Annotated in this window: 17 protein-coding genes, 4 tRNA genes and 3 rRNA genes; 12 read left to right on the top strand and 12 right to left on the bottom strand. The window is 59.8% G+C overall.

Features of this window, described 5'->3' with window-relative positions:
* Window positions 1-628 precede the first annotated feature (628 nt).
* The 5 genes from Syncc8109_RS02300 (at window position 629) to rrf (ending at window position 5,982) form a co-directional block, all read left to right on the top strand.
* A 16S ribosomal RNA gene (locus Syncc8109_RS02300) occupies window positions 629-2,114 on the top strand.
* Window positions 2,115-2,298: 184 nt separating this feature from the next.
* Window positions 2,299-2,372 (top strand) — tRNA-Ile (locus Syncc8109_RS02305).
* 9 nt (window positions 2,373-2,381) lie between these two features.
* Window positions 2,382-2,454: transfer RNA gene (locus tag Syncc8109_RS02310), tRNA-Ala, on the top strand.
* 435 nt (window positions 2,455-2,889) lie between these two features.
* Window positions 2,890-5,755 (top strand): 23S ribosomal RNA (locus tag Syncc8109_RS02315).
* Between the two features lie 110 nt (window positions 5,756-5,865).
* A 5S ribosomal RNA gene (rrf, locus tag Syncc8109_RS02320) occupies window positions 5,866-5,982 on the top strand.
* The 16S, 23S and 5S rRNA genes sit together here with 2 tRNA genes alongside, the layout of an rRNA operon.
* A 103-nt stretch (window positions 5,983-6,085) precedes the next feature.
* Here the strand turns inward: rrf and mtnC are convergent.
* Both mtnC and mtnB read right to left on the bottom strand, forming a co-directional pair.
* A complete protein-coding gene (gene mtnC, locus Syncc8109_RS02325) occupies window positions 6,086-6,835 on the bottom strand; it encodes an acireductone synthase (protein WP_006851973.1) in 750 nt (249 codons plus the stop codon).
* Window positions 6,832-7,503, bottom strand: coding sequence for a methylthioribulose 1-phosphate dehydratase (gene mtnB / locus Syncc8109_RS02330; protein WP_006851955.1), 672 nt, complete (start codon window positions 7,501-7,503; stop codon window positions 6,832-6,834). The genes mtnC and mtnB overlap by 4 nt, the downstream gene beginning before the upstream one ends.
* Between mtnB and mtnA the strand changes: the two genes are divergently transcribed.
* The gene (gene mtnA, locus Syncc8109_RS02335; RefSeq protein ID WP_006851103.1) at window positions 7,503-8,516 is read left to right on the top strand and encodes an S-methyl-5-thioribose-1-phosphate isomerase; all 1,014 of its coding nucleotides are present in this window, start codon (window positions 7,503-7,505) and stop codon (window positions 8,514-8,516) included. The two genes, mtnB and mtnA, sit on opposite strands and share 1 nt — an antisense overlap.
* Here the strand turns inward: mtnA and Syncc8109_RS02340 are convergent.
* The gene (locus tag Syncc8109_RS02340) at window positions 8,507-9,343 is read right to left on the bottom strand and encodes a DNA-formamidopyrimidine glycosylase (RefSeq protein ID WP_006851219.1); all 837 of its coding nucleotides are present in this window, start codon (window positions 9,341-9,343) and stop codon (window positions 8,507-8,509) included. The two genes, mtnA and Syncc8109_RS02340, sit on opposite strands and share 10 nt — an antisense overlap.
* Window positions 9,344-9,348: 5 nt before the next feature.
* Window positions 9,349-9,558 (bottom strand): photosystem I reaction center subunit IV, encoded by a 210-nt coding sequence (locus tag Syncc8109_RS02345; protein WP_006851563.1) that lies wholly within the window; start codon window positions 9,556-9,558, stop codon window positions 9,349-9,351.
* A 41-nt stretch (window positions 9,559-9,599) separates the two neighbouring features.
* Here Syncc8109_RS02345 and Syncc8109_RS02350 point away from each other — a divergent pair, with 41 nt between their 5' ends.
* Both Syncc8109_RS02350 and Syncc8109_RS02355 read left to right on the top strand, forming a co-directional pair.
* On the top strand, window positions 9,600-10,703 hold the full coding sequence (locus Syncc8109_RS02350; protein ID WP_006851843.1) for a hypothetical protein: 1,104 nt from the start codon (window positions 9,600-9,602) through the stop codon (window positions 10,701-10,703).
* A 69-nt stretch (window positions 10,704-10,772) separates the two neighbouring features.
* The gene (locus Syncc8109_RS02355; protein ID WP_071823041.1) at window positions 10,773-12,233 is read left to right on the top strand and encodes an ATP-dependent DNA helicase RecQ; all 1,461 of its coding nucleotides are present in this window, start codon (window positions 10,773-10,775) and stop codon (window positions 12,231-12,233) included.
* A 6-nt stretch (window positions 12,234-12,239) separates the two neighbouring features.
* Here the strand turns inward: Syncc8109_RS02355 and Syncc8109_RS02360 are convergent, their stop codons facing one another.
* Together Syncc8109_RS02360 and Syncc8109_RS02365 are read right to left on the bottom strand one after the other, a co-directional pair.
* Window positions 12,240-13,223 (bottom strand): LysM peptidoglycan-binding domain-containing protein, encoded by a 984-nt coding sequence (locus Syncc8109_RS02360; protein WP_006850714.1) that lies wholly within the window; start codon window positions 13,221-13,223, stop codon window positions 12,240-12,242.
* Window positions 13,224-13,322: 99 nt separating this feature from the next.
* Window positions 13,323-14,702, bottom strand: a complete 1,380-nt coding sequence (locus Syncc8109_RS02365; protein WP_006850107.1) for an aldehyde dehydrogenase family protein — start codon at window positions 14,700-14,702, stop codon at window positions 13,323-13,325.
* A gap of 54 nt (window positions 14,703-14,756) precedes the next feature.
* Here Syncc8109_RS02365 and Syncc8109_RS02370 point away from each other — a divergent pair, with 54 nt between their 5' ends.
* Complete coding sequence (locus Syncc8109_RS02370; protein WP_006851949.1) at window positions 14,757-16,418, top strand: alpha-amylase family protein; 1,662 nt, start codon at window positions 14,757-14,759, stop codon at window positions 16,416-16,418.
* On the opposite strand, the gene Syncc8109_RS02375 is transcribed toward Syncc8109_RS02370, so the two are convergent.
* Window positions 16,361-17,938, bottom strand: a complete 1,578-nt coding sequence (locus Syncc8109_RS02375; protein WP_025362099.1) for a glycerol-3-phosphate dehydrogenase/oxidase — start codon at window positions 17,936-17,938, stop codon at window positions 16,361-16,363. The two genes, Syncc8109_RS02370 and Syncc8109_RS02375, sit on opposite strands and share 58 nt — an antisense overlap.
* Window positions 17,931-19,436, bottom strand: coding sequence for a glycerol kinase GlpK (glpK, locus tag Syncc8109_RS02380; RefSeq protein ID WP_025362100.1), 1,506 nt, complete (start codon window positions 19,434-19,436; stop codon window positions 17,931-17,933). Before glpK ends, Syncc8109_RS02375 begins: the two co-directional genes overlap by 8 nt.
* A 51-nt stretch (window positions 19,437-19,487) precedes the next feature.
* On the opposite strand from glpK, the gene Syncc8109_RS11315 reads away from it, so the two are divergent.
* Complete coding sequence (locus tag Syncc8109_RS11315; protein WP_025362101.1) at window positions 19,488-20,969, top strand: glycoside hydrolase family 13 protein; 1,482 nt, start codon at window positions 19,488-19,490, stop codon at window positions 20,967-20,969.
* Here Syncc8109_RS11315 and Syncc8109_RS02395 read toward each other — a convergent pair.
* Together Syncc8109_RS02395 and Syncc8109_RS02400 are read right to left on the bottom strand one after the other, a co-directional pair.
* Window positions 20,951-21,022: transfer RNA gene (locus tag Syncc8109_RS02395), tRNA-Thr, on the bottom strand. The two genes, Syncc8109_RS11315 and Syncc8109_RS02395, sit on opposite strands and share 19 nt — an antisense overlap.
* Window positions 21,023-21,032: 10 nt before the next feature.
* Window positions 21,033-21,114, bottom strand: a tRNA-Tyr gene (locus Syncc8109_RS02400).
* Between the two features lie 84 nt (window positions 21,115-21,198).
* On the opposite strand from Syncc8109_RS02400, the gene aroQ reads away from it, so the two are divergent.
* Window positions 21,199-21,639 (top strand): type II 3-dehydroquinate dehydratase, encoded by a 441-nt coding sequence (gene aroQ, locus Syncc8109_RS02405; protein ID WP_006851581.1) that lies wholly within the window; start codon window positions 21,199-21,201, stop codon window positions 21,637-21,639.
* The gene (locus tag Syncc8109_RS02410; RefSeq protein ID WP_006849974.1) at window positions 21,636-22,310 is read left to right on the top strand and encodes a tRNA-(ms[2]io[6]A)-hydroxylase; all 675 of its coding nucleotides are present in this window, start codon (window positions 21,636-21,638) and stop codon (window positions 22,308-22,310) included. Before aroQ ends, Syncc8109_RS02410 begins: the two co-directional genes overlap by 4 nt.
* Here the strand turns inward: Syncc8109_RS02410 and Syncc8109_RS02415 are convergent.
* Both Syncc8109_RS02415 and Syncc8109_RS02420 read right to left on the bottom strand, forming a co-directional pair.
* The gene (locus Syncc8109_RS02415; RefSeq protein WP_006850224.1) at window positions 22,298-23,974 is read right to left on the bottom strand and encodes a SulP family inorganic anion transporter; all 1,677 of its coding nucleotides are present in this window, start codon (window positions 23,972-23,974) and stop codon (window positions 22,298-22,300) included. The two genes, Syncc8109_RS02410 and Syncc8109_RS02415, sit on opposite strands and share 13 nt — an antisense overlap.
* 1 nt (window position 23,975) lies before the next feature.
* A complete protein-coding gene (locus Syncc8109_RS02420; protein WP_006851704.1) occupies window positions 23,976-24,377 on the bottom strand; it encodes a hypothetical protein in 402 nt (133 codons plus the stop codon).
* Between the last annotated feature and the right edge of the window lie 7 nt (window positions 24,378-24,384).

Below are 24,384 nucleotides of genomic sequence, written 5' to 3' on the forward strand. Positions count from 1 at the left end.
CAACCCTTCAGATCTTCAGGGGGCTTGCCCATTGCGACAGCGGGGGATGTGGTGTTATGGTTTTGTCTTGCGCGGGAGCCGAGAGGCTGTTGCGCAAGCCGAAGCGCTTGAGGCGAAAGTCTTGATGTGTCTGAGGCGACTTACGAGACCAAGAGGGAGCGATCCCACGGTGTTGTAAGTTCTTCAAGCGGTCGCGAGAGGCCGCGCTGACCAACCAACCGATCTCCTGAGAGGGAGTGAGGAAAAGTTTGGTCGCACCTGGACAATTGAAAAGTTTAGGAACTGACGCTTTCATCGCGTTTAGTTCTGAGCCGAACCGAGAGGTGAGGTGAGGAGCTGAATGAAAGAGCGATGAAGGTGTGAGGTCCCGTCAAAAAATTTCGTTGCGCTGAAGCAATTCGCTGCAACGGGAGAGTTTTCACGAACTCTCTTGTTGTCGGTGTGCGAATTGTGGAGCAACAACCGGATCTGAGATCCCGGAAAGTCATTGACAGAGAAATCTAGAGATGCACTCTTAAGAACCCTTTTGTGTCAGCGAAAGGAGGCCTCAACTGTTGCCAGTTTTCACTGAGCGATGGGTGACGCAAATCATTTTGAGGAAGCGAAAGTTTCTAAGAGGAAATGATCTACAACGGAGAGTTTGATCCTGGCTCAGGATGAACGCTGGCGGCGTGCTTAACACATGCAAGTCGAACGAACCTTCGGGTTAGTGGCGGACGGGTGAGTAACGCGTGAGAATCTGCCCTCAGGAGGGGGACAACAGCTGGAAACGGCTGCTAATACCCCATATGCCGCGAGGTGAAATGAATTTCGCCTGAGGATGAGCTCGCGTCTGATTAGCTAGTTGGTGTAGGTAATGGCTCACCAAGGCATCGATCAGTAGCTGGTCTGAGAGGATGATCAGCCACACTGGGACTGAGACACGGCCCAGACTCCTACGGGAGGCAGCAGTGGGGAATTTTCCGCAATGGGCGAAAGCCTGACGGAGCAACGCCGCGTGAGGGATGAAGGCCTCTGGGCTGTAAACCTCTTTTATCAAGGAAGAAGATCTGACGGTACTTGATGAATAAGCCACGGCTAATTCCGTGCCAGCAGCCGCGGTAATACGGGAGTGGCAAGCGTTATCCGGAATTATTGGGCGTAAAGCGTCCGCAGGCGGCCCTTCAAGTCTGCTGTTAAAAAGTGGAGCTTAACTCCATCATGGCAGTGGAAACTGTTGGGCTTGAGTGTGGTAGGGGCAGAGGGAATTCCCGGTGTAGCGGTGAAATGCGTAGATATCGGGAAGAACACCAGTGGCGAAGGCGCTCTGCTGGGCCATCACTGACGCTCATGGACGAAAGCCAGGGGAGCGAAAGGGATTAGATACCCCTGTAGTCCTGGCCGTAAACGATGAACACTAGGTGTCGGGGGAATCGACCCCCTCGGTGTCGTAGCCAACGCGTTAAGTGTTCCGCCTGGGGAGTACGCACGCAAGTGTGAAACTCAAAGGAATTGACGGGGGCCCGCACAAGCGGTGGAGTATGTGGTTTAATTCGATGCAACGCGAAGAACCTTACCAGGGTTTGACATCCTGCGAATCTCTTGGAAACAGGAGAGTGCCTTCGGGAACGCAGTGACAGGTGGTGCATGGCTGTCGTCAGCTCGTGTCGTGAGATGTTGGGTTAAGTCCCGCAACGAGCGCAACCCACGTCTTTAGTTGCCAGCATTTAGTTGGGCACTCTAGAGAGACTGCCGGTGATAAACCGGAGGAAGGTGTGGATGACGTCAAGTCATCATGCCCCTTACATCCTGGGCTACACACGTACTACAATGCTACGGACAAAGGGCTGCAAGTTCGCGAGGACAAGCAAATCCCATAAACCGTGGCTCAGTTCAGATCGTAGGCTGCAACTCGCCTACGTGAAGGCGGAATCGCTAGTAATCGCAGGTCAGCATACTGCGGTGAATACGTTCCCGGGCCTTGTACACACCGCCCGTCACACCATGGAAGTTGGCCACGCCCGAAGCCGTTACTCCAACCCTTGTGGAGGAGGACGTCGAAGGTGGGGCTGATGACTGGGGTGAAGTCGTAACAAGGTATCCGTACCGGAAGGTGCGGATGGATCACCTCCTAACAGGGAGACAACACAATGATTTTGATGCCTGAGTGTTTTTATTCTTAGGCCGAAATCCTGTCACCTTAGGTCGATCGGTACCTCAGCTTTGAAGTTAAGAATCAGCAGAAATGTTGATTGCTTAATGGAGATTTTCAGTTCCTAAACTTTGTCTAGGTCACACCCCAAAAGGGATGAGACTCCTGGGCCATTAGCTCAGGTGGTTAGAGCGCACCCCTGATAAGGGTGAGGTCCCTGGTTCAAGTCCAGGATGGCCCATTCGGTGTTGGGGGTTTAGCTCAGTTGGTAGAGCGCCTGCTTTGCAAGCAGGATGTCAGGAGTTCGAGTCTCCTAACCTCCACTGACCGAACTTGATTCCCATCTCCAATTCTTTTGGAGTTGAGCTCGATTGGAGTGTGATTTAGATGTGTCCGCTGGATGACCCCAGCTTCCTGTCATTCCAAGTTTTAGGTTAAAGCCTTGAATTTGGTTGATAAGATGCTGGGCTCGGATCAAATAATCAAGAAATTGATGATTTGATTTGAAGTTCTAGCAGAACCTTGACAACTGCATAGGTGAGTCTGGAAAAAACAAAGCATCTTACAGATGCATTGTTTTGAATCTGATCTTCTGAAAGGGAGATTGGATCTAGAACAATGAAAATTCTTTTGAGCAAGAGCCGAGACTCTTGAATGTTCTTTGATTCGTGTCGAGCGAATCAGAGTTTGATCTTGTTTTTAGCAATAAAAACTTGAGAATCTGCTTTCAACGGCGGTAAGCGTTCAGGAGGTTAATTGGTCAAGCTACAAAGGGCTCACGGCGGATACCTTGGCACACAGAGGCGATGAAGGACGTGGTTACCTGCGATAAGTCTCGGGGAGCTGGAAGCACGCTTTGATCCGAGAATTTCCGAATGGGGCAACCCTTAATACGGCCAGCTGAATCCATAGGCTGGCACGAGCCAACCCAGCGAACTGAAACATCTTAGTAGCTGGAGGAAAGGAAAGTAAAAACGACTCCCTAAGTAGCGGCGAGCGAACGGGGAAGAGCCTAAACCGATACTTTCGAGTATCGGGGTTGTGGGACAGCAACGTGTATCAGGAATGTTAGGAGAAGTGCTTGAATGGCACGCCACAGAGGGTGAAAGCCCCGTAACCGAAAACTGAACTGAGCTAGCTGTATCCCGAGTAGCACGGAGCACGTGAAATTCCGTGTGAATCCGCGAGGACCACCTCGTAAGGCTAAGTACTACTGTGTGACCGATAGCGAAACAGTACCGCGAGGGAAAGGTGAAAAGAACCCCGGGAGGGGAGTGAAATAGAACATGAAACCGTGAGCCTACAAGCAATGGGAGCCCTACTTATAGGGTGACCGTGTGCCTGTTGAAGAATGAGCCGGCGACTTATAGGCACTGGCGGGTTAAACCGGAAATGGTGGAGCCATAGCGAAAGCGAGTCTGAATAGGGCGTTTGTCAGTGTTTATAGACCCGAACCCGGGTGATCTAACCATGGCCAGGATGAAGCTTGGGTGATACCAAGTGGAGGTCCGAACCGACTGACGTTGAAAAGTCAGCGGATGAGCTGTGGTTAGGGGTGAAATGCCAATCGAACCCGGAGCTAGCTGGTTCTCCCCGAAATACGTTGAGGCGTAGCGTCTCGTGCTCCAGCAGGGGGGTAAAGCCACCATTTCGGTGCGGGCTGCGAGAGCGGTACCAAATCGAGATGAACTCTGAATACCCTGTGTGTAGCGAGGCAGTCAGACTGTGGGGGATAAGCTCCATGGTCGAGAGGGAAACAGCCCAGACCGCCAGCTAAGGTCCCCAAATCAACACTAAGTGATAAAGGAGGTGGGATTGCATAGACAACCAGGAGGTTTGCCTAGAAGCAGCCATCCTCAAAGGAGTGCGTAATAGCTCACTGGTCGAGCGATCCTGCGCCGAAAATGAACGGGGCTAAGTGTTGTACCGAAGCTGCGGATTTTTATGGTAGGGGAGCGTTCTATGTGGGGCGAAGCGTTAGCGTGAGCGGGCGTGGACTGCATAGAAGTGAGAATGTCGGCTTGAGTAGCGAAAACATGGGTGAGAATCCCATGCACCGAAACCCTAAGGGTTCCTCCGGCAGGCTCGTCCGCGGAGGGTTAGTCTGGACCTAAGGCGAGGCCGAAAGGCGTAGTCGATGGATAACAGGTCAACATTCCTGTACCGGTCATGTTTTGGGAAGAGGGACGGAGAAGGCTAGCCAAGCCAGATGTTGGTTACTGGTTCAAGCGTTCGAGGCGTTGAGGAGCGGTGAAAACGTTCCGAGCTGAGGCGTGAGTACGAGCTGCTACGGCAGCGAAGTTGGTGACGTCAAGCTTCCAAGAAAAGCTCTATACCCGTTAAGGCATGACTGCCAGTACCCGAAACCGACACAGGTGGGGTGGTAGAGAATACCGAGGTGCGCGAGGTAACTCTCTCTAAGGAACTCGGCAAAATGGCCCCGTAACTTCGGGAGAAGGGGTGCCACCGCAAGGTGGTCGCAGTGAAGAGGCCCTGGCGACTGTTACCAAAAACACAGGTCTCCGCTAAGTCGCAAGACGATGTATGGGGGCTGACGCTGCCCAGTGCGGGAAGGTTAAGGAAGCCGGTCAGCGTAAGCGAAGCTGGCGACTGAAGCCCCGGTGAACGGCGGCCGTAACTATAACGGTCCTAAGGTAGCGAAATTCCTTGTCGGGTAAGTTCCGACCCGCACGAAAGGCGTAACGATCAGGGCGCTGTCTCGGAGAGAGGCTCGGCGAAATAGAATTGTCTGTGAAGATGCGGACTACGTACACCTGGACAGAAAGACCCTATGAAGCTTTACTGTAGCTTGGTATTGTGCCCGGGCTCTGAATGCGCAGGATAGGTGGGAGACGTTGATCTCATGCTTGCGGGTATGAGTTAGTCACTGGTGAGATACCACTCTTTCAGAGCTAGGGTTCTAACGTTCACCCGTTATCCGGGGAGCGGACAGTATCAGGTGGGCAGTTTGACTGGGGCGGTCGCCTCCTAAAAGGTAACGGAGGCGCACAAAGGTTTCCTCAGGCTGGTTGGAAATCAGCTGACGAGTGCAAAAGCAGAAGGAAGCTTGACTGTGAGACCTACAAGTCGAACAGGGACGAAAGTCGGTTTTAGTGATCCGACGGTTCTGAGTGGAAGGGCCGTCGCTCAACGGATAAAAGTTACTCTAGGGATAACAGGCTGATCTCCCCCAAGAGTTCACATCGACGGGGAGGTTTGGCACCTCGATGTCGGCTCATCGCAACCTGGGGCTGAAGTCGGTCCCAAGGGTTGGGCTGTTCGCCCATTAAAGCGGTACGCGAGCTGGGTTCAGAACGTCGTGAGACAGTTCGGTCCATATCCGGTGTACGCGCAGGAACATTGAGAGGATTTCTCCCTAGTACGAGAGGACCGGGAGGAACGCACCTCTGGTGTACCAGTTATCGTGCCAACGGTAAACGCTGGGTAGCCATGTGCGGAGTGGATAACCGCTGAAAGCATCTAAGTGGGAAGCCCACCTCAAGATGAGTGTTCCCATGGGGTAACCCAGTAAGGTCACGGGAAGAACACCCGTTGATAGGCTCTACGTGGAAGTCCAGTAATGGATGCAGCGGAGGAGTACTAATAGACCGAGGGCTTGACCAACATTTTGGTTCTTGCCTGAAGACTAATTTCTTTGTTTGATTCAGACGTGCAGCGTTAGCTGCAGATCCTATGCAGTTCTCAGGGTTCACCCCTTGAGAATGTTTATCTATCCTGGTGTCCATGGCGGTGTGGTCCCACTCCGATCCATCCCGAACTCGGTTGTGAAACGCATCAGCGGCGACGATATTTGGGGGGTAGCCCCCTGAGAAAATAGCTCGATGCCAGGTAAAACATTCTCTGAATAGGTTGATGATGTGCTGATTGCTGAAGCAATCACCATCGCGCCACCCGCGAAGAAGCCACCTCATCATGAGGTGGCTTTTTTGTTGGCTATTGTTCTGCTGTTAGGTGAGCACTTACCTCGCGGAGTGATTGAACCACCGTGTGATCCCGTGGGTCACGGTCAGGGTTGCCGTCGCGAAGGCTGAAGAGAGAGTGCATCCCTGCCGAACGAGCGGAATCGCATTCAGCTCTGTTGTCACTCACAAACCAAATCTTGTTGGGCGAGCTGTGGAGCTGCTCAGCGATTGTTGTGTAGCTCTCCGTGGATTTTTTAGGGCCCGTATGGGTGTCAAACCAGTGGCTGAAAAGTTTTTCAAGGTCACCCGCAGGGCTGTGCCTGTAAAGCAGTTTTTGAGCTTGAATGCTGCCCGAAGAATAGACGGATAACGTTAATCCTTGCTCGTGCCATTCACGCAGGCATTCAGAAGTTTCTGGAAACAGTTGAGATTTGAGCTCTCCGACGTTGTACCCGTTTTCCCAGATTCTTCCCTGTAGATCTTTGAGTGCTGTCGACTTTTTGTCGATGGCAATCAAGTGTTTGAGGTATTTAGTTAATCCGTCTATTTCCTCTATCTCTCCCTTCAAAACCTGCTGTTTCATCTGGTTGCTTTCGGGAGATTGGTCATCCAGCCATTCCCTCTTGGCCGCTTGGATTGGCTTGTTGTGAGGGCTCTTGTTCCAGTGTTGTTTGATGTAATTGCTTAGTTCGTGTTTGGCGAAGGGGAATAAAACTTCGCTGACAAAGCTCACTGGGCATGTCGTTCCTTCGATGTCCAGCAGAAGATGTTGTTGATTCATAATTGATCTCCAATCTGTATTTGTGTCAATCTCACCTTCAAGAGAAATTCCAGGATTTCCAGGTGTCGTTTGCTCGCATCCAGGTCAGCCCCCCACGCGTAAAGGCCGTGCCCGGCCACGAGAAATCCGCAGGGCGAGGTTTCCAAAAAGGGTGCGACGGCCTCGCCCAGCTCATGCATCGACTGACTGTTGCTGATCACAGGGATGGTGATGCTGCTGGCGTGGGTGTTGATTCCGACTAGGCCTTTCAGCATTTCCCAGCCCTCCAAGGCAATCCCTCCTGTGTTTTCGTAATGGCGGGACAACACTGTTCCGGGGACGGAATGGGTGTGCAGTACAGCTCCTGCCTTTGTCGCTTCAATAATTCTTAGATGCAGCGCCGTTTCGGCACTGGCTTTTCCCTTGCCCGTTAAAACCTTTCCTTGCCCATCCACAACAATCAGCTGATCGCTAGGTACCTGCCCCTTGTCCATACCACTGGGTGCCATGAGTAACTGCAGGGGCTGATGCTGCAGCACCATGCTGAAGTTCCCTCCGGTGCCATCGCACCAGCCGCGTCGGTGGATGCCTTGCATCACCTCAGTCAATCGTTCGCGCTGTGTTTGGTTTGCGTTCACGATCCGCTTATCCCTTCGTCTTCTATACAGGACACAGAGGCCCACGTGCATTGACGCTTCCCCCCAGTTGCCGCTGGAGCGGTGATCACCTGGAGTTGCTGGACCAGCGACAACTTCCCGGTGCTTTGGTCTTCATGCAATTGCACCGATGGCAGGAGGTTGCTGAGGCGATTGCCTCCATGGCTGTGCGCGGTGCACCCGCGATAGGCATCGCGGCGGCCTGGGGGGTTGTTCTGGCTGCACGCTCCGGTGATGACCTCCCCACTGCCATCCGAGGCCTGCGTGCATCACGGCCAACCGCCGTCAACCTTGGCTGGGCCCTCAATCGGATGCAGGCTGCCATTGGTTCCGCCGTTCCGGTTGATGTTGAAGCGCTCGCAGGTGTGGCCGCTGCGCTTCAGCATGAGGATCGTTTCCTGACCCAGCGGCTGGTGGATCATGGCGTTTCCCTGTTGGCTCAGGGCAGCCGGGTCTTGCATCATTGCCACACGGGAGCGATCGCTACGGGAGGCGTTGGAACCGCCCTCGGGGTGATTGCAGCCGCCCATGACCGTGGTCTGCTTCGCCACGCTTGGCTGGATGAAACGCGTCCCCGCTTTCAAGGGGCTGCTCTCTCTGCCTGGGAATTGGGTTGTCTCGGGGTTCCCTGCACCGTGCTTGTTGATGGAGCCAGTGGATTGCTGATGCGCCGGGGTGAGGTGGATGCCGTGATGGTGGGCTGTGATCGTGTTGCTGCCAATGGCGATTTTGCCAACAAGATCGGCACTTACAACCTGGCACTCGTGGCTCGAGCCCATGGCATCCCCTTTTATGTCTGCGCCCCTGCCAGCAGCATTGATCGAGCGACGGCTGATGGGGATGCGATCACCATTGAGCAACGCGATGCAGAGGAGATCACTCACGTAAGTGGAGTGGAAGTCGCGGCTCCTGGAGCCCAGGCCTGGAACCCTGCCTTCGACATCACTCCGGCTCATCTGGTGACGGGTTTCATCACCGAATTCGGCGTTCTTCGTCCTCCCTATCGGGAGGTTCTCTCTGCGCTTCCGCTGCCCAATCAGCTTTGACAGGTCGGGCACCAGTGGGTGCTTCGGCCCGACAGCTTCTCCCTTTGAATTGGCGTTCCACAGCTGCGGCAGGGGTCTCCTCCACGTCGGTAGACCCAGGCCTGGCCGCCGTAGTTGCCATTCACCCCCTCGAGATCGCGGAAATCACTGAAGGTGGTGCCACCGGCTCCAATGCTGATGGTCAGAACATTCACCAGGGCATCCCGCAACCTCTCTAGTTGTTTGAGCTCCAGCTGCCCTGCGGGAGTGTAGGGCGCTATGCCAGATGCGAAAAGGGATTCATCTGCGTAGATGTTGCCTGCTCCAGCCACCAGGGCTTGATCCAACAGCGCTGTTTTGATCGGTCGGCTGCTGCCCTTGAGTTTCTGCTTCAGATAACTGGCGGAGAAGTCGGTGCTGAAGGGTTCAGGCCCGAGTCGCGTTAAACCTGTGATCACCTCTTCAATCGCCTGGCCTGGAGGCACCCACCACATTTCCCCGAAGCTGCGCACATCCACAAAGCGCAACTCCTGCTCTTTCGAGTTCCAGAGGCGAACACGGGTGTGTTTGCACGGTTCTGAGGGCTGCTCATGCCATTGGAATTGGCCGGTCATGCGCAGATGAACACCCCAAACACCGCCTTCAGGCTCAAGGGCTGCCATCAGATATTTTCCTCTGCGCTGCCACTGACCCACTGTCATTCCGCAGAGGCCCGCAACAAAGGCCTCGGGACCTCCAGGGCTGGCAATGGCCCTTGATCTGCAGACTTCAACTTGGGCAATTTTGAAATCAACAAGACGGTCCGCCAGTCCCCGACGGACCGTCTCGACTTCAGGGAGTTCAGGCAACGGCCTCAGGCCGGCTCGAGTTCCGCTTCAGCGAAATTGTTGGTGTTGATGCCACCGTCAACGCCTTGCAGGCCGCTGTAGTTGACCTTTTCGAAGCGAACGACAACGGGGTAGCGGATTCCCGAGGTGTCGATGGAGGCAACGGTGCCAACTTCGTTGAACCAGTAGGACTCAGGACGCTTGATGCGCACCTTGGCGCCGCGGGTGATCGCCATCGCTAGGCATAAGGAGATGCAATCGGAGCGTATCTCGTGGAATGGATGGTGATGACCTCTGCGTCACAGAATGTCGTCCCTTCGTCGTCGGCGTCCCTTTGACCAGTTCCATCGCCCTAGATCCAGATCCGTCGCTGTTTCAGCTGGATTTGCCGGACCCGGAGCAGGACGACATCAGCACGATGGAATTTCTGGCTCGGCTGGAACAGGCCTGGGCCGTCTGCGACCGCTTTGATCTCCAGACCGAGATCTGGCGCGGTCGCATCCTCCGCGCTGTGCGGGATAAGGAAAAGCGAGGCGGTGAAGCCCGGGGCGCAGGATTTCTGCAGTGGCTGCGGGAGCGGGAAATCAGCAAGACCCGCGCCTACGGCTTGATTCAACTGGCGGAATCCGCCGACAGCATGCTCAGCGACGGCACCCTGGAAGAGAGCAGCGTCAATCAGTTCTCCAAGCGGGCCTTCATGGAAACCGCTCAGGCGGTTCCCGAAGTGCAGCTGATGATTTCCGAAGCCGCCAACGAGGGGCAGGAAATCACCCGCAAGCAGGTGCGCCGCCTCACAGATGAATTCACGGCGGCCACCAGCCCTTTGCTGCCGGAGGAAATTCGTCAGCGCACTCAGGAGAACCTTCTGCCACCCCGTGCGGTGGCCCCTCTGGTGCGGGAATTGGCCAAGCTTCCTGAGCTGCAGCAGGAAGACCTGCGCAAGGTGCTCCGAGATGAGCCCGAACTCGATCGGATCAAGGACGTCACCAGCACAGCGCGCTGGATCACCAAGGCAACCGAGTCGGGTGTTGCCGTGCGGGCTTTCCAGCAGGGGGAACTGGACCTGGACCGCGCTATGCAGGAGGCCCAGCGCCTGGATGCCCTTGGTCTGCTGGCCGATGCGGTGGGCCAGGCCCAGGCCCTTGAGTCGGCTGTGCTGAAGCTGCATACCTCCTGGCGGCGCTTGGGGGGGCTTCAGGAGCGGCTCTGGGTTGAAAGCGGAAGCAGCACGCCCTATCTGCGCGATGTGCTGAATGCTCTGCAGACCCTCAGCGGCGCCACCTTGCGGGTGTCGTTGGGAGAGCTCGCGGGTGGCAAGCGGGTGCGGCTCCAGCTGGTGGAGGAGTCCCCCGATCAATTGGATCCGCCACCGCTGGCCTGACACCAGATCTTGTGCTCGATAATGTGAAGCCTCCACATCTGGTGTGTTCTGGCTTCGCTCGAGCGTTCACTGCAGACCCACTTCGGCTGGGATGGCTTCCGCCCCGGGCAACGACCTGTGGTGGATGCTGTGCTGGCTGGCAGGGACGCGCTGGCGGTGCTGCCCACCGGTGGAGGTAAGTCGCTCTGTTATCAGCTGCCGGCCCTGGTGCGCGAGGGCTTGGTGGTGGTGATCTCACCGTTGGTGGCGCTGATGGAGGACCAGGTGATGGCCCTGCAGCGACGGGGAATCGCTGCGGCCTGCCTGCATGCCGGACTCGAGCAAGCTCGACGACAGCAGGCCCTGGAGCAGCTGCAGGACGCCACGCTGCGTCTTCTCTACATCGCGCCGGAACGACTTCAGGGTGAGCAGACCCGGCTGATGCTGGAAGGTCATGCCAGGGAGGGCCGACTGGTGGCCCTGGCGGTGGATGAAGCCCATTGCATCAGTGCCTGGGGGCATGACTTCCGCCCCGATTACCGCCGCCTGGGTCAGATCCGCAGCCTCTGCCCGGGAGTGCCGATGCTGGCCCTCAGCGCGACGGCAGCCCCAAGGGTGCGGGCCGACATCATTCGCCTGCTAGATCTGCGTCGCCCGCTCGTGCAGGTGAGTTCGGCCCGCCGGGACAACCTGCACTACACGATGAAGCGGCGCCCCAGGGACCCCATGCTGCAAGTGTTGGAGGCACTGGAGATGTCTCGTGGTGCTGCGCTGATCTATGCCCGCACCCGTCGTTCGGTGGATCAGTGGGCGGAACGTCTCACTGATCAAGGGGTTGCCGCAACGCCGTATCACGCCGGTCTGGATCCGGAGACCCGCCAGCAGGCTCTGAAGCTGTTTCTTGGGCACGAGCGGCCCGTTCTGGTGGCGACGGTGGCCTTCGGCATGGGCGTTGACCGTGGCGATGTGGGCCTGGTGCTTCATCTAGATCTGCCCGCTACACCTGAGGGCTATCTGCAGGAATCGGGCCGCGCCGGCAGAGACGGCAAGCCGGCCCATTGCCAGGTGCTGTTTTCGCCGGGTGATCGCACCAGCCTAGGCTGGGCCATGCGGGCCTCGACCCGGGGCAGCAATTCCCTGGAGGACCGTCGCCGCCTAGACCTGGCACAGCAGCAGCTGCGTCGCATGGAGGCCGTCGCTGAGGGTGAAATGTGCCGTGAACAGGCGTTGCTGCTGGCTGTAGGCGAGTTGGTGGGTCCCTGTGGTCGCTGCGATCGCTGCGTGGAATCCCCCAAACGACGCGACTGGTCAGCTCAGGTGGAAACGCTCCTGGCCCATCTGGCCGAGCAGGACGGCACGGAGATGCGTCGCCTTGGAGAGCACCTGGCTCTGCATGAACCCGGACGCCACGACCGCTGGACCTGGTTGGCGCGTCGGCTCGTGCAAGAAGAGTTGATCCAGGAAAGCAACGACGGTGCTCAGAGGCTTTATCTCCGCGAAAGCGGCCGGAGATTCCTGGATTCCCCCTGGCCGCTCGATTACGCCGCCTGATTCAGATCAGGCCTTGACCTGACAACGGTCCTTCACCAGGTCTTTTTCGAAGCGGTTCTTCGGTGCTTCCCAGGTTTTCCAGCTCCCATCGGCACCAGTGGCATTGATCTTTTTGGCGGAACAGTTCACAGCCAGGTAAAGAGCCTGCCCCTGGGCATTGAGCGTAGGCACCACTTGACTGCCACCCATGGCTTGCCAGTTGCCCCAGTCCACCTGGAGCGGGCCATAGGTGCGCCAATCAGCCGATTTTGCCAGGGTCTGCTTGGGCTTGGCGGCCTGGACCGGCTTGGCCTTGACCACCGGTTTTTTGGCCTGAACCGGTTTCGTTTGCACTGCCATGGTTTGGACGGGCTTGGCCTTGGCTTGAACCGGTTTCGTTTTTGCCGCCTGCGCCTGGGTGGTAGTGGGTGTCTGGAAGGAGGGATCGGTCAGGTAGAGGCGCGTGCCTACCTCCACTTTGTTGGGGTCACTCAGCTGGTTGATGCTGATCAGGCTGGCCACCGGCAGCTTGTAGGCCTTGGCGATCTGCGTGAGGGTCTGCCCTTTGGCAACGGTGTGTTCCGTGGCTCCCGGGATCGGTGTTACAGCCACCGGCTTGAAGGCCGGACGGGGCATCACGGCATTGCTGGGAAGTCGCAGGGTCTGGCCGATCTCAACGTGGTTGGCATTGCGCAGGTTGTTGAGGGCCATCAGGTCGCGACTTCGGACCTGGTATCGCCTGGCAATGATGCTGAGGGTTTCACCGCTGTTTACGCGATGGCGGCCCGAGCCTGCAGTCACGGTGGGGCCTGGCACCTGCAGACGTCTTCCGGCTTGAACAAGGTCTGGATTGCGGATCTCATTCATCCGCATCAGCGTGCCGACGCTTACCCCATAACGGTTAGCGATATCTGAAAGTGTTTCGCCGGACCGCACCGTCACCGAGGCAGCCGTGGCTGACAGGGGGAACCAGGCCGTTAGCAGCAGGGCGGCAAGAGCGGTACGGCGCATTCGTCTCCGGCAGATGCCCGCAACATACGGTGCCTGGGGTAATGTGCCAGCCCTCCAGAGCACTTGCTGCAGAAGGGATGTGCTGGTGATGCGTGCGGCTTATCCCGCCAGCCGCTTCAGCAGGTTGAGATCCACCTTGTAGGGCGGGTAGCGCAGCTTGAAATCAAACCGGAAGGGGCGCTTGAGCACCGCTTTGTTGTGGCTGAACGTATCGAAGCCGCTTTGACCGTGGTAGCTGCCCATACCGCTGGCGCCGACGCCGCCGAAGGGCAGTTGTGGCACTCCGGCCTGCATCACAACATCGTTCAGGCAGACACCGCCTGAGCTGGTGGTGGTGAGCACCTGCTTTTGCTGGGCCTCATCACCGCCGAATAGATATAGCGCCAACGGTTTGGGTCCTTGGCGGATCTCCTGAAGGGCTGTGGTGAGGTCCTCGAGCACCAGCACAGGCAGGAGAGGGCCGAACAGTTCCTCGGCCATCAGCGGATCATTGCGGTCATCCACGCGAATCACGGTGGGGGCAATGCGCCGCTGCTCGCGGTTGATTTCGCCTCCGATCAGGATGCGCCCATCCGCTCTGGCGGACTCCAGCAGTTGCTCCAGTCGAGTGAACTGGCGCTCATTGATGATCTGCCCCAGCTGATTCGAGTTGAGGGGATCGGTGCCATACATCTCCGTTCGGGCCTCTTCCATCGCCTTCAGCAGCGGTGAACGCAGTGCTGGTGGCACCAGCAGATGGTCTGGAGCGATGCAAGTCTGCCCGGCATTGATCCCTTTGCCCCAGATCAAGCGACGCGCTCCCACCGCGAGGTCGGCCCCCTCAAGAACGAGGGCGGGGCTCTTGCCACCGAGTTCCAGGGTCACCGGCGTCAGGTGTGCCGCGGCCCCCTCCAGCACCTTCCGGCCGATGCTGCCGCCACCGGTGAAAAAGATGTGGTCGAAGGGCATCGCCACCAGGTTGGCCGCGACGGCACCATCTCCCTGAACCACCTGCACCACCTCAGGCTCGAAGTGCTGAGGGATTAGCCGTGCGATCAGATCCGCGATGGCACTCGCGTGTTCAGAAGGCTTGAGCACGGCGGTGTTGCCAGCAGCCAAAGCACTGATCAAGGGCCGCAGCGTCAGTTGAAAGGGATAGTTCCAGGGTCCGATCACCAGAACGCACCCGAGTGGTTCAGGCACAACCTTGGCCTGGCCGGGGCGCAGGGAGAGAGGGACGGCCACACGGCGCGGGCGCATCCATCGCTCCAACTGCCGGCCGGTGAGCTTGAGCTCCTGCCGCAGGGCCACCAGCTCAAAAAAGGCTTCGGTGGGTGGTTTGCCGAGGTCGGCGGCGAGGGCCTCGAGCACCTCCGATTCATGCTCCTCCACCAGGGCGGAGAGCCTTTGCAATTGCTCTCGGCGCCAGGCCATTGGACGGGTCAGCCCAGCTCCCACGAGCTCCTGCATCCGGCTCAGTTGCGTTTGGGTGAGGGCCACAGGGCTGACGTTCAGGCCAGTCGGGTCTAGCAGTGGTGAATCTGCAACCGGGGGATGACCCCAGAGCTTCCGTGGTGGTCAGGGACGGTTATCTATCAGCTGATCGTTCGCAGCTATTCCGATGGGAATGGCGATGGCACCGGTGATTTCAAGGGTCTGGCGGCGCGGTTGCCCTATCTGCGCTGGCTGGGGGTCAACACCCTCTGGCTGACCCCGATCTACCCGTCCCCCCTACGGGATGGGGGTTATGACATCACCGATTTCACCGGGATCCACCCAGATCTGGGCGATCTCGCCTCCTTTCATCGGTTCCTGACGGCGGCCCATAGCCAGGGAATGCGCGTGATTTTGGACCTGGTCCTCAATCACACCAGTGACCTGCACCCCTGGTTCCAGCGGGCCCGCTGGGCTCCCAAGGGCAGTCCGGAACGGGATGTGTACGTCTGGAGTGACGACCCCAAGCGCTATGCCGAGGCACCGGTTCTGTTCCGGCACTTCGAGGCCTCGAACTGGGAGTGGGATCCGGTGGCCGAGCAGTACTACCTGCACCGCTTCCTGCGCCATCAGCCCGATCTCAATTACGAGAACCCCTGGGTGCAGGACACGATGCTGGAGGTGGTTGACTTCTGGCTGGACCGCGGCGTGGATGGGTTCCGCCTGGATGCGGTTCCGTTCCTGTTCGAATCAGAGGGCAGCCGCTGCGAGGGGTTGCCGGAGACCCATGCTTTCCTCAGGCGGTTACGGGAACGGGTCGATGGCCATGGGCGAGAGGTGCTGTTGCTGGGAGAGGCGATTCAGCCGGTAGAGGAGGCAGCTCCATATCTGGCGGATGACGAGTTGCATGGCGCGTTCAACTTCGTGCTCACGGCCCATTTGTTCGCCGCCATCGCCAGTGGCCGCACCCAGCAGCTCGGGGAGTGCCTGATTCAGGCCGAGCAGGCGGTGTCTGGTCCTCGCTGGGCCTTGCCGCTACGCAACCACGACGAACTCTGGCTGGGGGATGGGCATCTCATCAGCGATGAGGTGATTCAGACCATCCGAGTGGGTCTGCCCCAGGGGCAGGGGCACTGGTTGAACTGGGGCATCAACAGACGCCTGGCCTCGCTTCTGAATGGTGATCCGCGCTCCAACCGGTTGCTGCATGGTCTCCTTTACAGCCTTCCGGGGATGCCTTGCCTGTACTACGGCGATGAACTGGGCATGGGCGACTGGCCCGGTCTGCGAGACCGCGATCCCAACCGCACGCCGATGGCTTGGACGCCGGCCCGTAATGGTGGCTTTTCCACCGCCCCCGACCCGCTACTGGTGTTGCCACCGATCACCGCTCCCGGCTACGACTACCGCGTGGTGAATGTGGAGGTGCAGAAGCAGCTGCCGGGATCGCTGCTGAACTGGCACCGTCGCATGCTCACCTGCCGCCGGCTGCTGCCAGCCCTGCGGCATGGAAGCTTCCGCTTGCTCCATAGCCCCCACCCCGGGGTGTTGGTGTACCTACGCTGCACAGAGGCGATGACGGTGCTCGTGGCCGCCAATGTCACCGCCGCCGGGGCGTCCCTCAGTTTGGATTTGTCGGAGTGGTCCGGCGAGCGAACCCGTGAGGTGATGTGGGGCTGTGAATTCCCGCCCGCTGCGGCGGAATGGTTCGTGAACCTTCCGCCCTATGGATTCAACTGGTGGTTGATCGGAGAGGTGGAGCCCGCTGGCACGCCCGCCTGATCCAGCAGCTCCTCCACCTGTGGCCGGAGTCGTTCGGCCTCGTTCAAATCCACCATGGCCAGACGGCAGCGGCGGGCCAGCACATCACTGCTGCTTTGCGCATGTTCCCGCTGAATGGAATGGTCCAGTTCTGCGCCGCAGAGGGGGATCACCGGGCTGAGGGGTTCGCGTCGGCTGGGCTCCGCGGGCTCGATCAAGGCCACGGCCTCCAAGCCATAGGTGCTTTGGAGATGGGCGATTTGCGCAGCTTTGAGGGCGGTGTCGGGAAGCAGGGCGGCGAGTTGGTGTTTCTGGTATTCGAGGCCGCGCTGGGTGGCCTCCAGCGACTTCGCTGCACCCCGCAAGGGCATCGCTTCAGGGGTGGGCAGCGCCTTTCCAAGCTGGCATTCCACCGCGGTCAGGGTGTCTTCAGCCATGGGCCGGCAGGTGGTCCATTTGCCCCCCATCACACTCACCAGGCCACAGGCCAGGGTCTCCACCTCGTGCTCTCGCACCACACGGCTGCTGTCCATGCCCTGGTCTGCTGGCTTCAGCAACGGTCGCCCCCCCGCCCATCGGCTGCTCACCTGCGGATGCTGGAGCTGGGGAAACCAATCACGCACGTAGTTGAGCAGGTAGGCCTCCTCCTCTGGAGAAGGGGATGTGGCGTTCTCCTTTGTGCAGGCTTCATCCGTCGTCCCCACCAGGGTGCGGCCGTGGAAGGGGAGCATGAACAGCACGCGTCCATCCGCGGTGGATGGCACCAGAAGCCCAAGCCCTTCCGGGCAGAGGTTCTGCTCCAGCACGATGTGGGCCCCACGGCTGGTGAGCATCCTTGGGGTGGCATCAGCCTCTGCCATCTGGCGGATCTCATCCGCCCGGATGCCCGTGGCATTCACAAATGCTGAGGCGCACCAACGTTCCCGTTGGCCCGTGGCGGATTCACTGATGGCGCCCTTGAGCTGGCCCGTGCCGTCGGTCTCTAGCTCCACCACCCGGCAACGGGTGCGCAGGGTTGCCCCCCGTTGCTCGGCGGTGAGGGCCAACAGCAGGTTGAGGCGTGCATCGTCGAACTGCCCGTCGCTGTAGGCGACGCCCCCTTGACACGGCTTCAGCAGAGGCAGGGCCTGACGCATCTGCTGCTTGGATAGCAGTCGGCTATGGCCGATGCTTCGCTGACCGGCCAGGGCGTCGTACATCCCCAGACCAAGTCGGTAGTAGGCCTGTCCACAGAGCTGTTGTGTTGGCAGGGCCAGCTCGAGTCGTTGGGCCAGGAAAGGTGCCTGGGCCAACCAGTGGCTCCGTTCGAGCAGGGCTTCCCGCACCAGCCTCAGCTGGGCTATGTCCAGAGTTTTAAAGGCCAGCTCCAGGTAGCGCACCCCGCCATGGAGCAGCTTCGTGCTGCGGCAACTGGTGCCACCGCCGATGTCTCCGGCCTCGAGCAGGGCCACGCTCAGCCCCCGCCGTGTTGCCTCGTAGGCCACGCTGGCCCCGCTGGCACCGGCGCCGATGACCAGCAGGTCCACCTGGTGATCAGCCATGCCACCCCAGACTTCTGGAGACGGCGTCTTGCCAGCGTGTGCGCCAGCGGTCGCGCTGGGATGCATCCATCTGGGGTTGGAACAGTTCCGCTCCGTCCCTCCGTGCGGTCGCGAGCTGCTCCAGGTCGCTGATCACCCCAGCCTGGAGGCCTGCGAACAGTGCCACTCCCCGGGCGGTGCTCTCGAGGCTTGCGGGTCGCCGCACCGTCAGACCGGTGCAATCTGCCTGCGCCTGCAGCAGAGGATCGGAGGCCGCGGCGCCACCATCCACCGCCAGTTCACCCAAGCCGGTCCCGAGGGCCTGTTCGGCCAGCTCCACCAATGTCGCTACTGACAGGGCGATCCCCTCAAGTGCAGCGCGGGCGATGTGACCGCGTCCGCTGTCACGGGTGAGGCCCACCAGAACACCGCGTGCCTGGGGATCCCAGTGCGGTGTTCCCCAGCCGGTGAAAGCGGGCACGAGCATCACCCCTCCTGAATCCGGTACCGAACGCGCCAGTTCGTTCACCTGGGGCGCTTGATCAATGATCTGCAGCCCATCCCGGAGCCACTGGATAACAGTGCCGGCGTTGAACAGACTTCCCTCAAGGCAGAAGCTGGGTGTTCCAGCGGCATCTGTCCAGCCGAGGGTGCTGAGCAGCCCCGCATCTGAGCGGCGGATGATGTTGCCGGTGTTGATCACCAGAAAAGCCCCCGTGCCGTAAGTGCACTTCCCTTCTCCGGGCTGCAGACAGAGCTGGCCCAGGGTGGCGGCCTGTTGGTCGCCGAGCATGGCCTGGATCGGCAAACCTGCAAAGGGAAGGTCCGCAGCCATGCGCCCGAATTCTCCGCGGCATGGCAGCAGTTCGGGCAGAGCGCTGGCGGGGAGCCCTGTGGGCTCTCGGAAGTCATCCACCCAGTGCTGCTGCTCCAGGTCCATCAGCAGCGTTCGGCTGGCATTGCTCATATCACTGCCGTGGCGCTGGCCGCCGGTGAGTTGCCAGAGCAGCCAGCTTTCCACCGTGCCGAAACAGAGGTCATCGCTGGCCGCGGCAGCCTGGGCGTCGTCGTAGTGGTCGAGCATCCAGCGGATCTTGCTGGCACTGAAGTAGGGGTCAAGCAGCAAGCCCGTGCGCCGGCACCACTCCTGCTCCAGTCCCTGCTGCTTCCAGGCCTCGCAGATGGCGGCGGTGCGGCCGTCCTGCCAAACAAGGGCCGGTCCGCAGGGGAGGCCACTGCTGCGGCGCCAGAGCACGGTGGTTTCCCGTTGGTTGGTGATGCCGCAGCTCACCACTGCCTTGCGCTGCCCTTCACTGAGCTTCGAATCGAGCTGCACCAGGGCCTGGCGTTGGCTGGTCCAGATCGCCATCGGGTCCTGTTCCACCCATCCATCGGCGGGGTAGGAAATCGGCAGCGGTGCACTGGCGCTGACCACCAGATCCCCTGAGCTGCTGAACAGCGCGGCTCTGGAGCTGCTGGTGCCCTGATCGAGGGCCAGAAGGAGAGGCTGTTCAGCCATGGCCAATGTCTTTCTCTCCTGCTAGCCAGGAGATGGCTGACTGCAAAGGTTTTGGCAGCGACCACACCGTTTCGCGATCCCCCCGTCTGGGTGGCGGATGCGGTGATCTATCAAATTTTTCCCGACCGTTTTCGCCGCAGTGGCCGCGTCGCTGCGCAGCGTCATCTCGCTCTGAAGCCGTGGGGAGCGGATCCTCGCGAGGAGGGATTTCAGGGCGGGGATCTCTACGGCGTCATCGATGCTCTTGATGGGCTCCAAGCCATGGGCATCACCTGCCTGTATCTCACGCCGATCTTCAGCTCAGCCGCCAACCATCGTTACCACGCCTACGACTACTTCGAGGTGGATCCCCTGCTGGGGGGCAATGCAGCACTCACGGACCTGATCGATGCCGTGCATCGGCGCGGCATGAGGTTGGTTCTGGATGGGGTGTTCAACCACTGCGGCCGCGGCTTTTGGGCCTTTCATCATGTGGTGGAGAACGGTGCGGATTCGCCATACCGGGATTGGTTCCATCTGCACCGTTGGCCCCTTCAGCCCTATCCCGCCCCTGGCGAGGATTGTGGCTACGACGGCTGGTGGGCCTTGCCGGATCTGCCCAAGTTCAACCATGCCAATCCAGGGGTTCGGGAGCACCTGCTGGCGGTGGGCCGTCACTGGCTTGAGCAGGGGATTGACGGCTGGCGTCTTGACGTCCCTGCCGAGGTGCCGGCCGACTTCTGGGTGGAGTTTCGGCAGATGGTGCGGTCCACCAACCCGGAGGCCTGGATTGTCGGAGAGGTGTGGGGTGATGCGACCACTTGGCTGCAGGGCGAGCACTTCGATGGCGTGATGAATTACCGGCTTGGTTGGAGCAGCATTTGCTGGGCCGCCGGTGAAGCGTTGCGGCGGGACTATCGCAATTCCGATTACCCCCTCGATCCCCTGGATGGGCAGGCTTTATTGACCATTTGGACGAGAACAACACGTTCCTACCGGGAGGTGGTGAACCGGGCCCAGATGAACCTGCTTGACAGCCATGACGTGCCCCGGGCCCTTCACAGCCTCAACAACGACTTGGAGTCCCTGAAGTTGGCCCTGCTGCTTCTCTTTCTCCATCCGGGAGCGCCCTGCATCTACTACGGGACCGAAGCTGCTCTGGCGGGTGGCCCTGAACCGGGCCCCTCCAGCGGTCCTGGACCTGCCTGCCGGGAGGCCTTTCCCTGGGATCTTCCCTGGAGCGCTGATCTACGCCCTTTCATTCATTCCCTCGCAGAACTTCGCTTTGCCCATGGGGTCTTGCGTAGGGACGGTCTGCGCTGGTCAGCCCCAGGGGCGGACGTGCTGGAGGGCGTTGCGGATGGTCTGCGGGTCGTGATTAACCGCAGTCGCTTCAACCCTGTTCCCCTAACCATCGAGCCGGGATGTTCCTGTGTTTGGACGCTGGGAACTATCGACAGCCGAGGTGTTGGACCGCAATCTGCGGCCGTTCTGGGGTCGTATCCCCTCTCCCCTGGTGCCGAGGGGAGCAAGAAAGCCCTTGTCGAGACTTGAACTCGAGACCTCTCCCTTACCAAGGGAGTGCTCTACCGCTGAGCTACAAGGGCATGTGGAGGATGGGCCGGGTTGGATTTGAACCAACGTAGGCAGAGCCAGCGGATTTACAGTCCGCCCCCATTAACCACTCGGGCACCGACCCGAACCACACCGCAAGAACTTACCAGTCGATGTGTCCTCCCCCACGATCTCGATACGATCTGCCGAGCTGAACCGATCGCCAGCCATGCATGTTCTGCTGTTGAACGGTCCGAATCTGAACTTGCTGGGCCAGCGTGAGCCTGGGATCTATGGCCATTCCTCTCTGACGGATATCGAAGCGGCGCTGACCCGAGAGGCGGAGCAGGAATCCGTGCAGCTGGACTGCTTTCAAAGCAATTTCGAAGGTGCCTTGGTGGATCGGATTCACCAGGCCGTGGGCCGATGCGATGGAATCTTGATCAACGCCGGGGCTTACACCCACACGTCCATCGCCATCCGTGATGCCTTGGCTGGTGTCGCGATCCCCTATGTGGAACTGCATCTCAGCAACACCCATGCCCGGGAAAACTTCCGCCATCACTCGTTTCTGGCTGAGCGCGCTGTGGGTGTGATCTGCGGTTTCGGACCCGCCAGTTACAGCCTTGCCCTGAACGGATTGCTCAGCCACCTGCGCCGGAACGCGTGACCACCACTGTTCCAGCAAAAGCTGTTCCCTCCAAGACAGTGGCGTCGATCCGCTGGTTGGCTGCGCCCACCAGCTGGAGCTGGGTGGAGCAGGCCAACGCCAGGCCGATGGAGGTGCTGATCGATCACGCCCACTGCGAACGCAAGGCTGCCGGGGCTGCTGTGCAGATGATGTTCCGCTACCTCTGCGAACCGGGTCTGGGTGAAGCCCTCAGCCCTCTGGCGCGGGAAGAGCTGGAGCACTTTGAGCAGGTGCTGGCGTTGATCAAGGCCCGGGGGCGCTACCTGGAACCGCTGCCTTCCCCGGGCTATGGCGCTGATCTAGCCCGGCAGATCCGTAAAGGTGAGCCGCAGAGAATGCTCGACTCCTTTCTGGTGGCGGGTCTGATCGAAGCCCGTAGCCATGAGCGCATGGCCCTGCTGGCGGAGCACAGCCCGGATCCTCAGTTGAGGGAGCTTTACAGCGAGCTCTTGGCGAGTGAAGCCCGCCATTTCGGCCTGTATTGGGTGTTGTGTGAGCAGCGCTATCCGCGGGAGCTGATCGTTGAGAGACTCGAAGTGCTGGCCCTCGCCGAAGTGAAAGCGCTGGAAGGGGAGTTGGCACGCCCTGAAGACGTGCGGATGCATTCCTGTGGTGTGGATGGCACACAGATCAGCAGTCAGATCAGCTGAGCCGCCTCCTGCAAGGCTTCCAGCCTGGATGGCCGAAGCACCCCCTCCACGCCAAATTGCCGCAGCCTTTGTTCGAGGGTGTCGTTGGCTCCGGCGATGAACAGAATGCGGCCCGCCGATCGTGCTTCCTCCACCATGCGTTCGATGGCCAGGGTTGCGGTGACACCGATGCGGGGCACATCAGTGAGGTCAAGGATCAGGACCCTGTAACTCTGGATCAATCCCATTCGGGCACTGATGCCTTTGGCGGCGCCAAAACTCAGAGGGCCGCGAAGACGAAACAGCATCAAGGCCTTGCCGCAGCGCAGGATCAGGGCTTCCTCCTCCGGGGAAAGATTGGCGTGAAGTGCATCGCTGGCATCGGAGGGGTTGTCCTCTTCCATCCCTTCCAGTTGGGACCGCGTGATCGCATCAACGGTCAACAGGTTGGCCACGAACATCCCCACCAAAACGCCCCAGATCAGATCCCAGAACACCGTCATCAACAGCACGGCGTACATCAGCGCAGCTGTTTTCGCCGACAGGCGATGGGCGCGGAGCAGAAAGCCCCAATCGATGATGTCGAGGCCGACTTTGATCAGGATTCCCGCCAACAGCGCCGTGGGGATCTGTGCCGCAAGGGGGCCTGCCCCCAGCAGTACAAGCAGCAGCACCAGGGAATGGGTCATGCCCGACCAGGGCGTCTGACCACCGGATTTGATGTTGATCACTGTTCGCATCGTGGCTCCGGCACCGGGAAGGCCTGAGAGAAACCCGGCCGCAGTGTTGGCGATGCCCTGGCCGATCAGCTCACGGTTGGAGTCGTGGTTGGTCTGGGTGATGTTGTCGGCCACCAGGGAGGTGAGCAACGAGTCGATCGCCCCGAGCAGGGCGAGAACCATGCCGGCTTTCACCAGCTCTGGCAGGTGCTGACTGAAATCGGGAACCACCAGTTGCAAGCCCCCCTCCGGGATGGCTCCGATCCGGGCGATGGGTTCAAGGCCCAGCTCCAGCAGTCGGTTGTCGTTGAACAGCAGCAGCGACAACGGCGTCACAATCAGCAGCGCCAGCAGAGGCGTTGGCACCCATTGGCGTATCCGCAGGGGGGTCAAAAACACCACGGCGAGTGTCATCAATCCAACTGCGAGCGCAGCTGGATTCCAGCTGGGGGCCTCGATCAGCGAACTCAGGGACGCAACCACGCCGCCCCCGGTGCTCACCCCGATGAAGGGTCCAAGTTGCAGCACAAGGATGATGAAACCGATCCCCGACATGAAGCCGGAGACCACCGAGTAGGGCACCAGGGTGATGAAGCGCCCCAGCCGCAGCACCCCGAGCAGGGTTTCGAACACACCACCGATCACCACAGCGGCCATCACCAACGGCAGCATCTCGCCGGCATCGAGATCACGACCGATGCCGATGGCGGCCAGGCTGGAGACGATCCCTGCCACGGTGACGCTCATGGGTCCGGTGGGTCCGCTCACCTGGGCGGGAGTTCCCCCGAGCAAGGCCGCCAGGAATCCGGTCACGATGGCGCCATACAGGCCGTAAATGGCGCCGCCTGGTCCCAGGGCGGCATTGCCGAAGGCCAGGGCAAGTGGCAGCGCAACCACGGCGGCCGTCAATCCTCCGAGAAGGTCGCCTCGGATGTTGCGTTGATGCAGGCCGTGAATCAGTGCCATCTCAGTTCAGACCACTCCAGCGGCTCAGGGCTTCCAGGGACTGAACTCCCACTTTTCGGCGCCCATCGGGGAGAACCCAGGTGGGATAAGCCCTGATCTTTGCGGCGTTGCAGGCTTCGGCTTGCTCCGGCAGCTGCTTCGGCTTGCGGCATTCCACATAGGTCAGGTTCGCTCCGGCCTGTTTGCCGAACAGGTTCATCTGCTTGAAACAGGCCGGGCAGGTCCAGGCGCCATAAAACTTGACCCCAATCGCCTTCAGATGCTTCGTCAGTTCGAGGGCTTGGGGACTTGAGTCGTGCAGGGGCTCTCCGATCGTGCGGGCCGAGGGAGCGGCCGAACCAGGTGGGCCACCAACAGCTCCGCCAGCTGCGACCAGCACGGATGTCAGCAGGGATGAAGCCATGCTCCTC

It is taken from the genome of Synechococcus sp. WH 8109 (genome assembly GCF_000161795.2).
Classification (GTDB): Bacteria; Cyanobacteriota; Cyanobacteriia; order PCC-6307; family Cyanobiaceae; genus Parasynechococcus.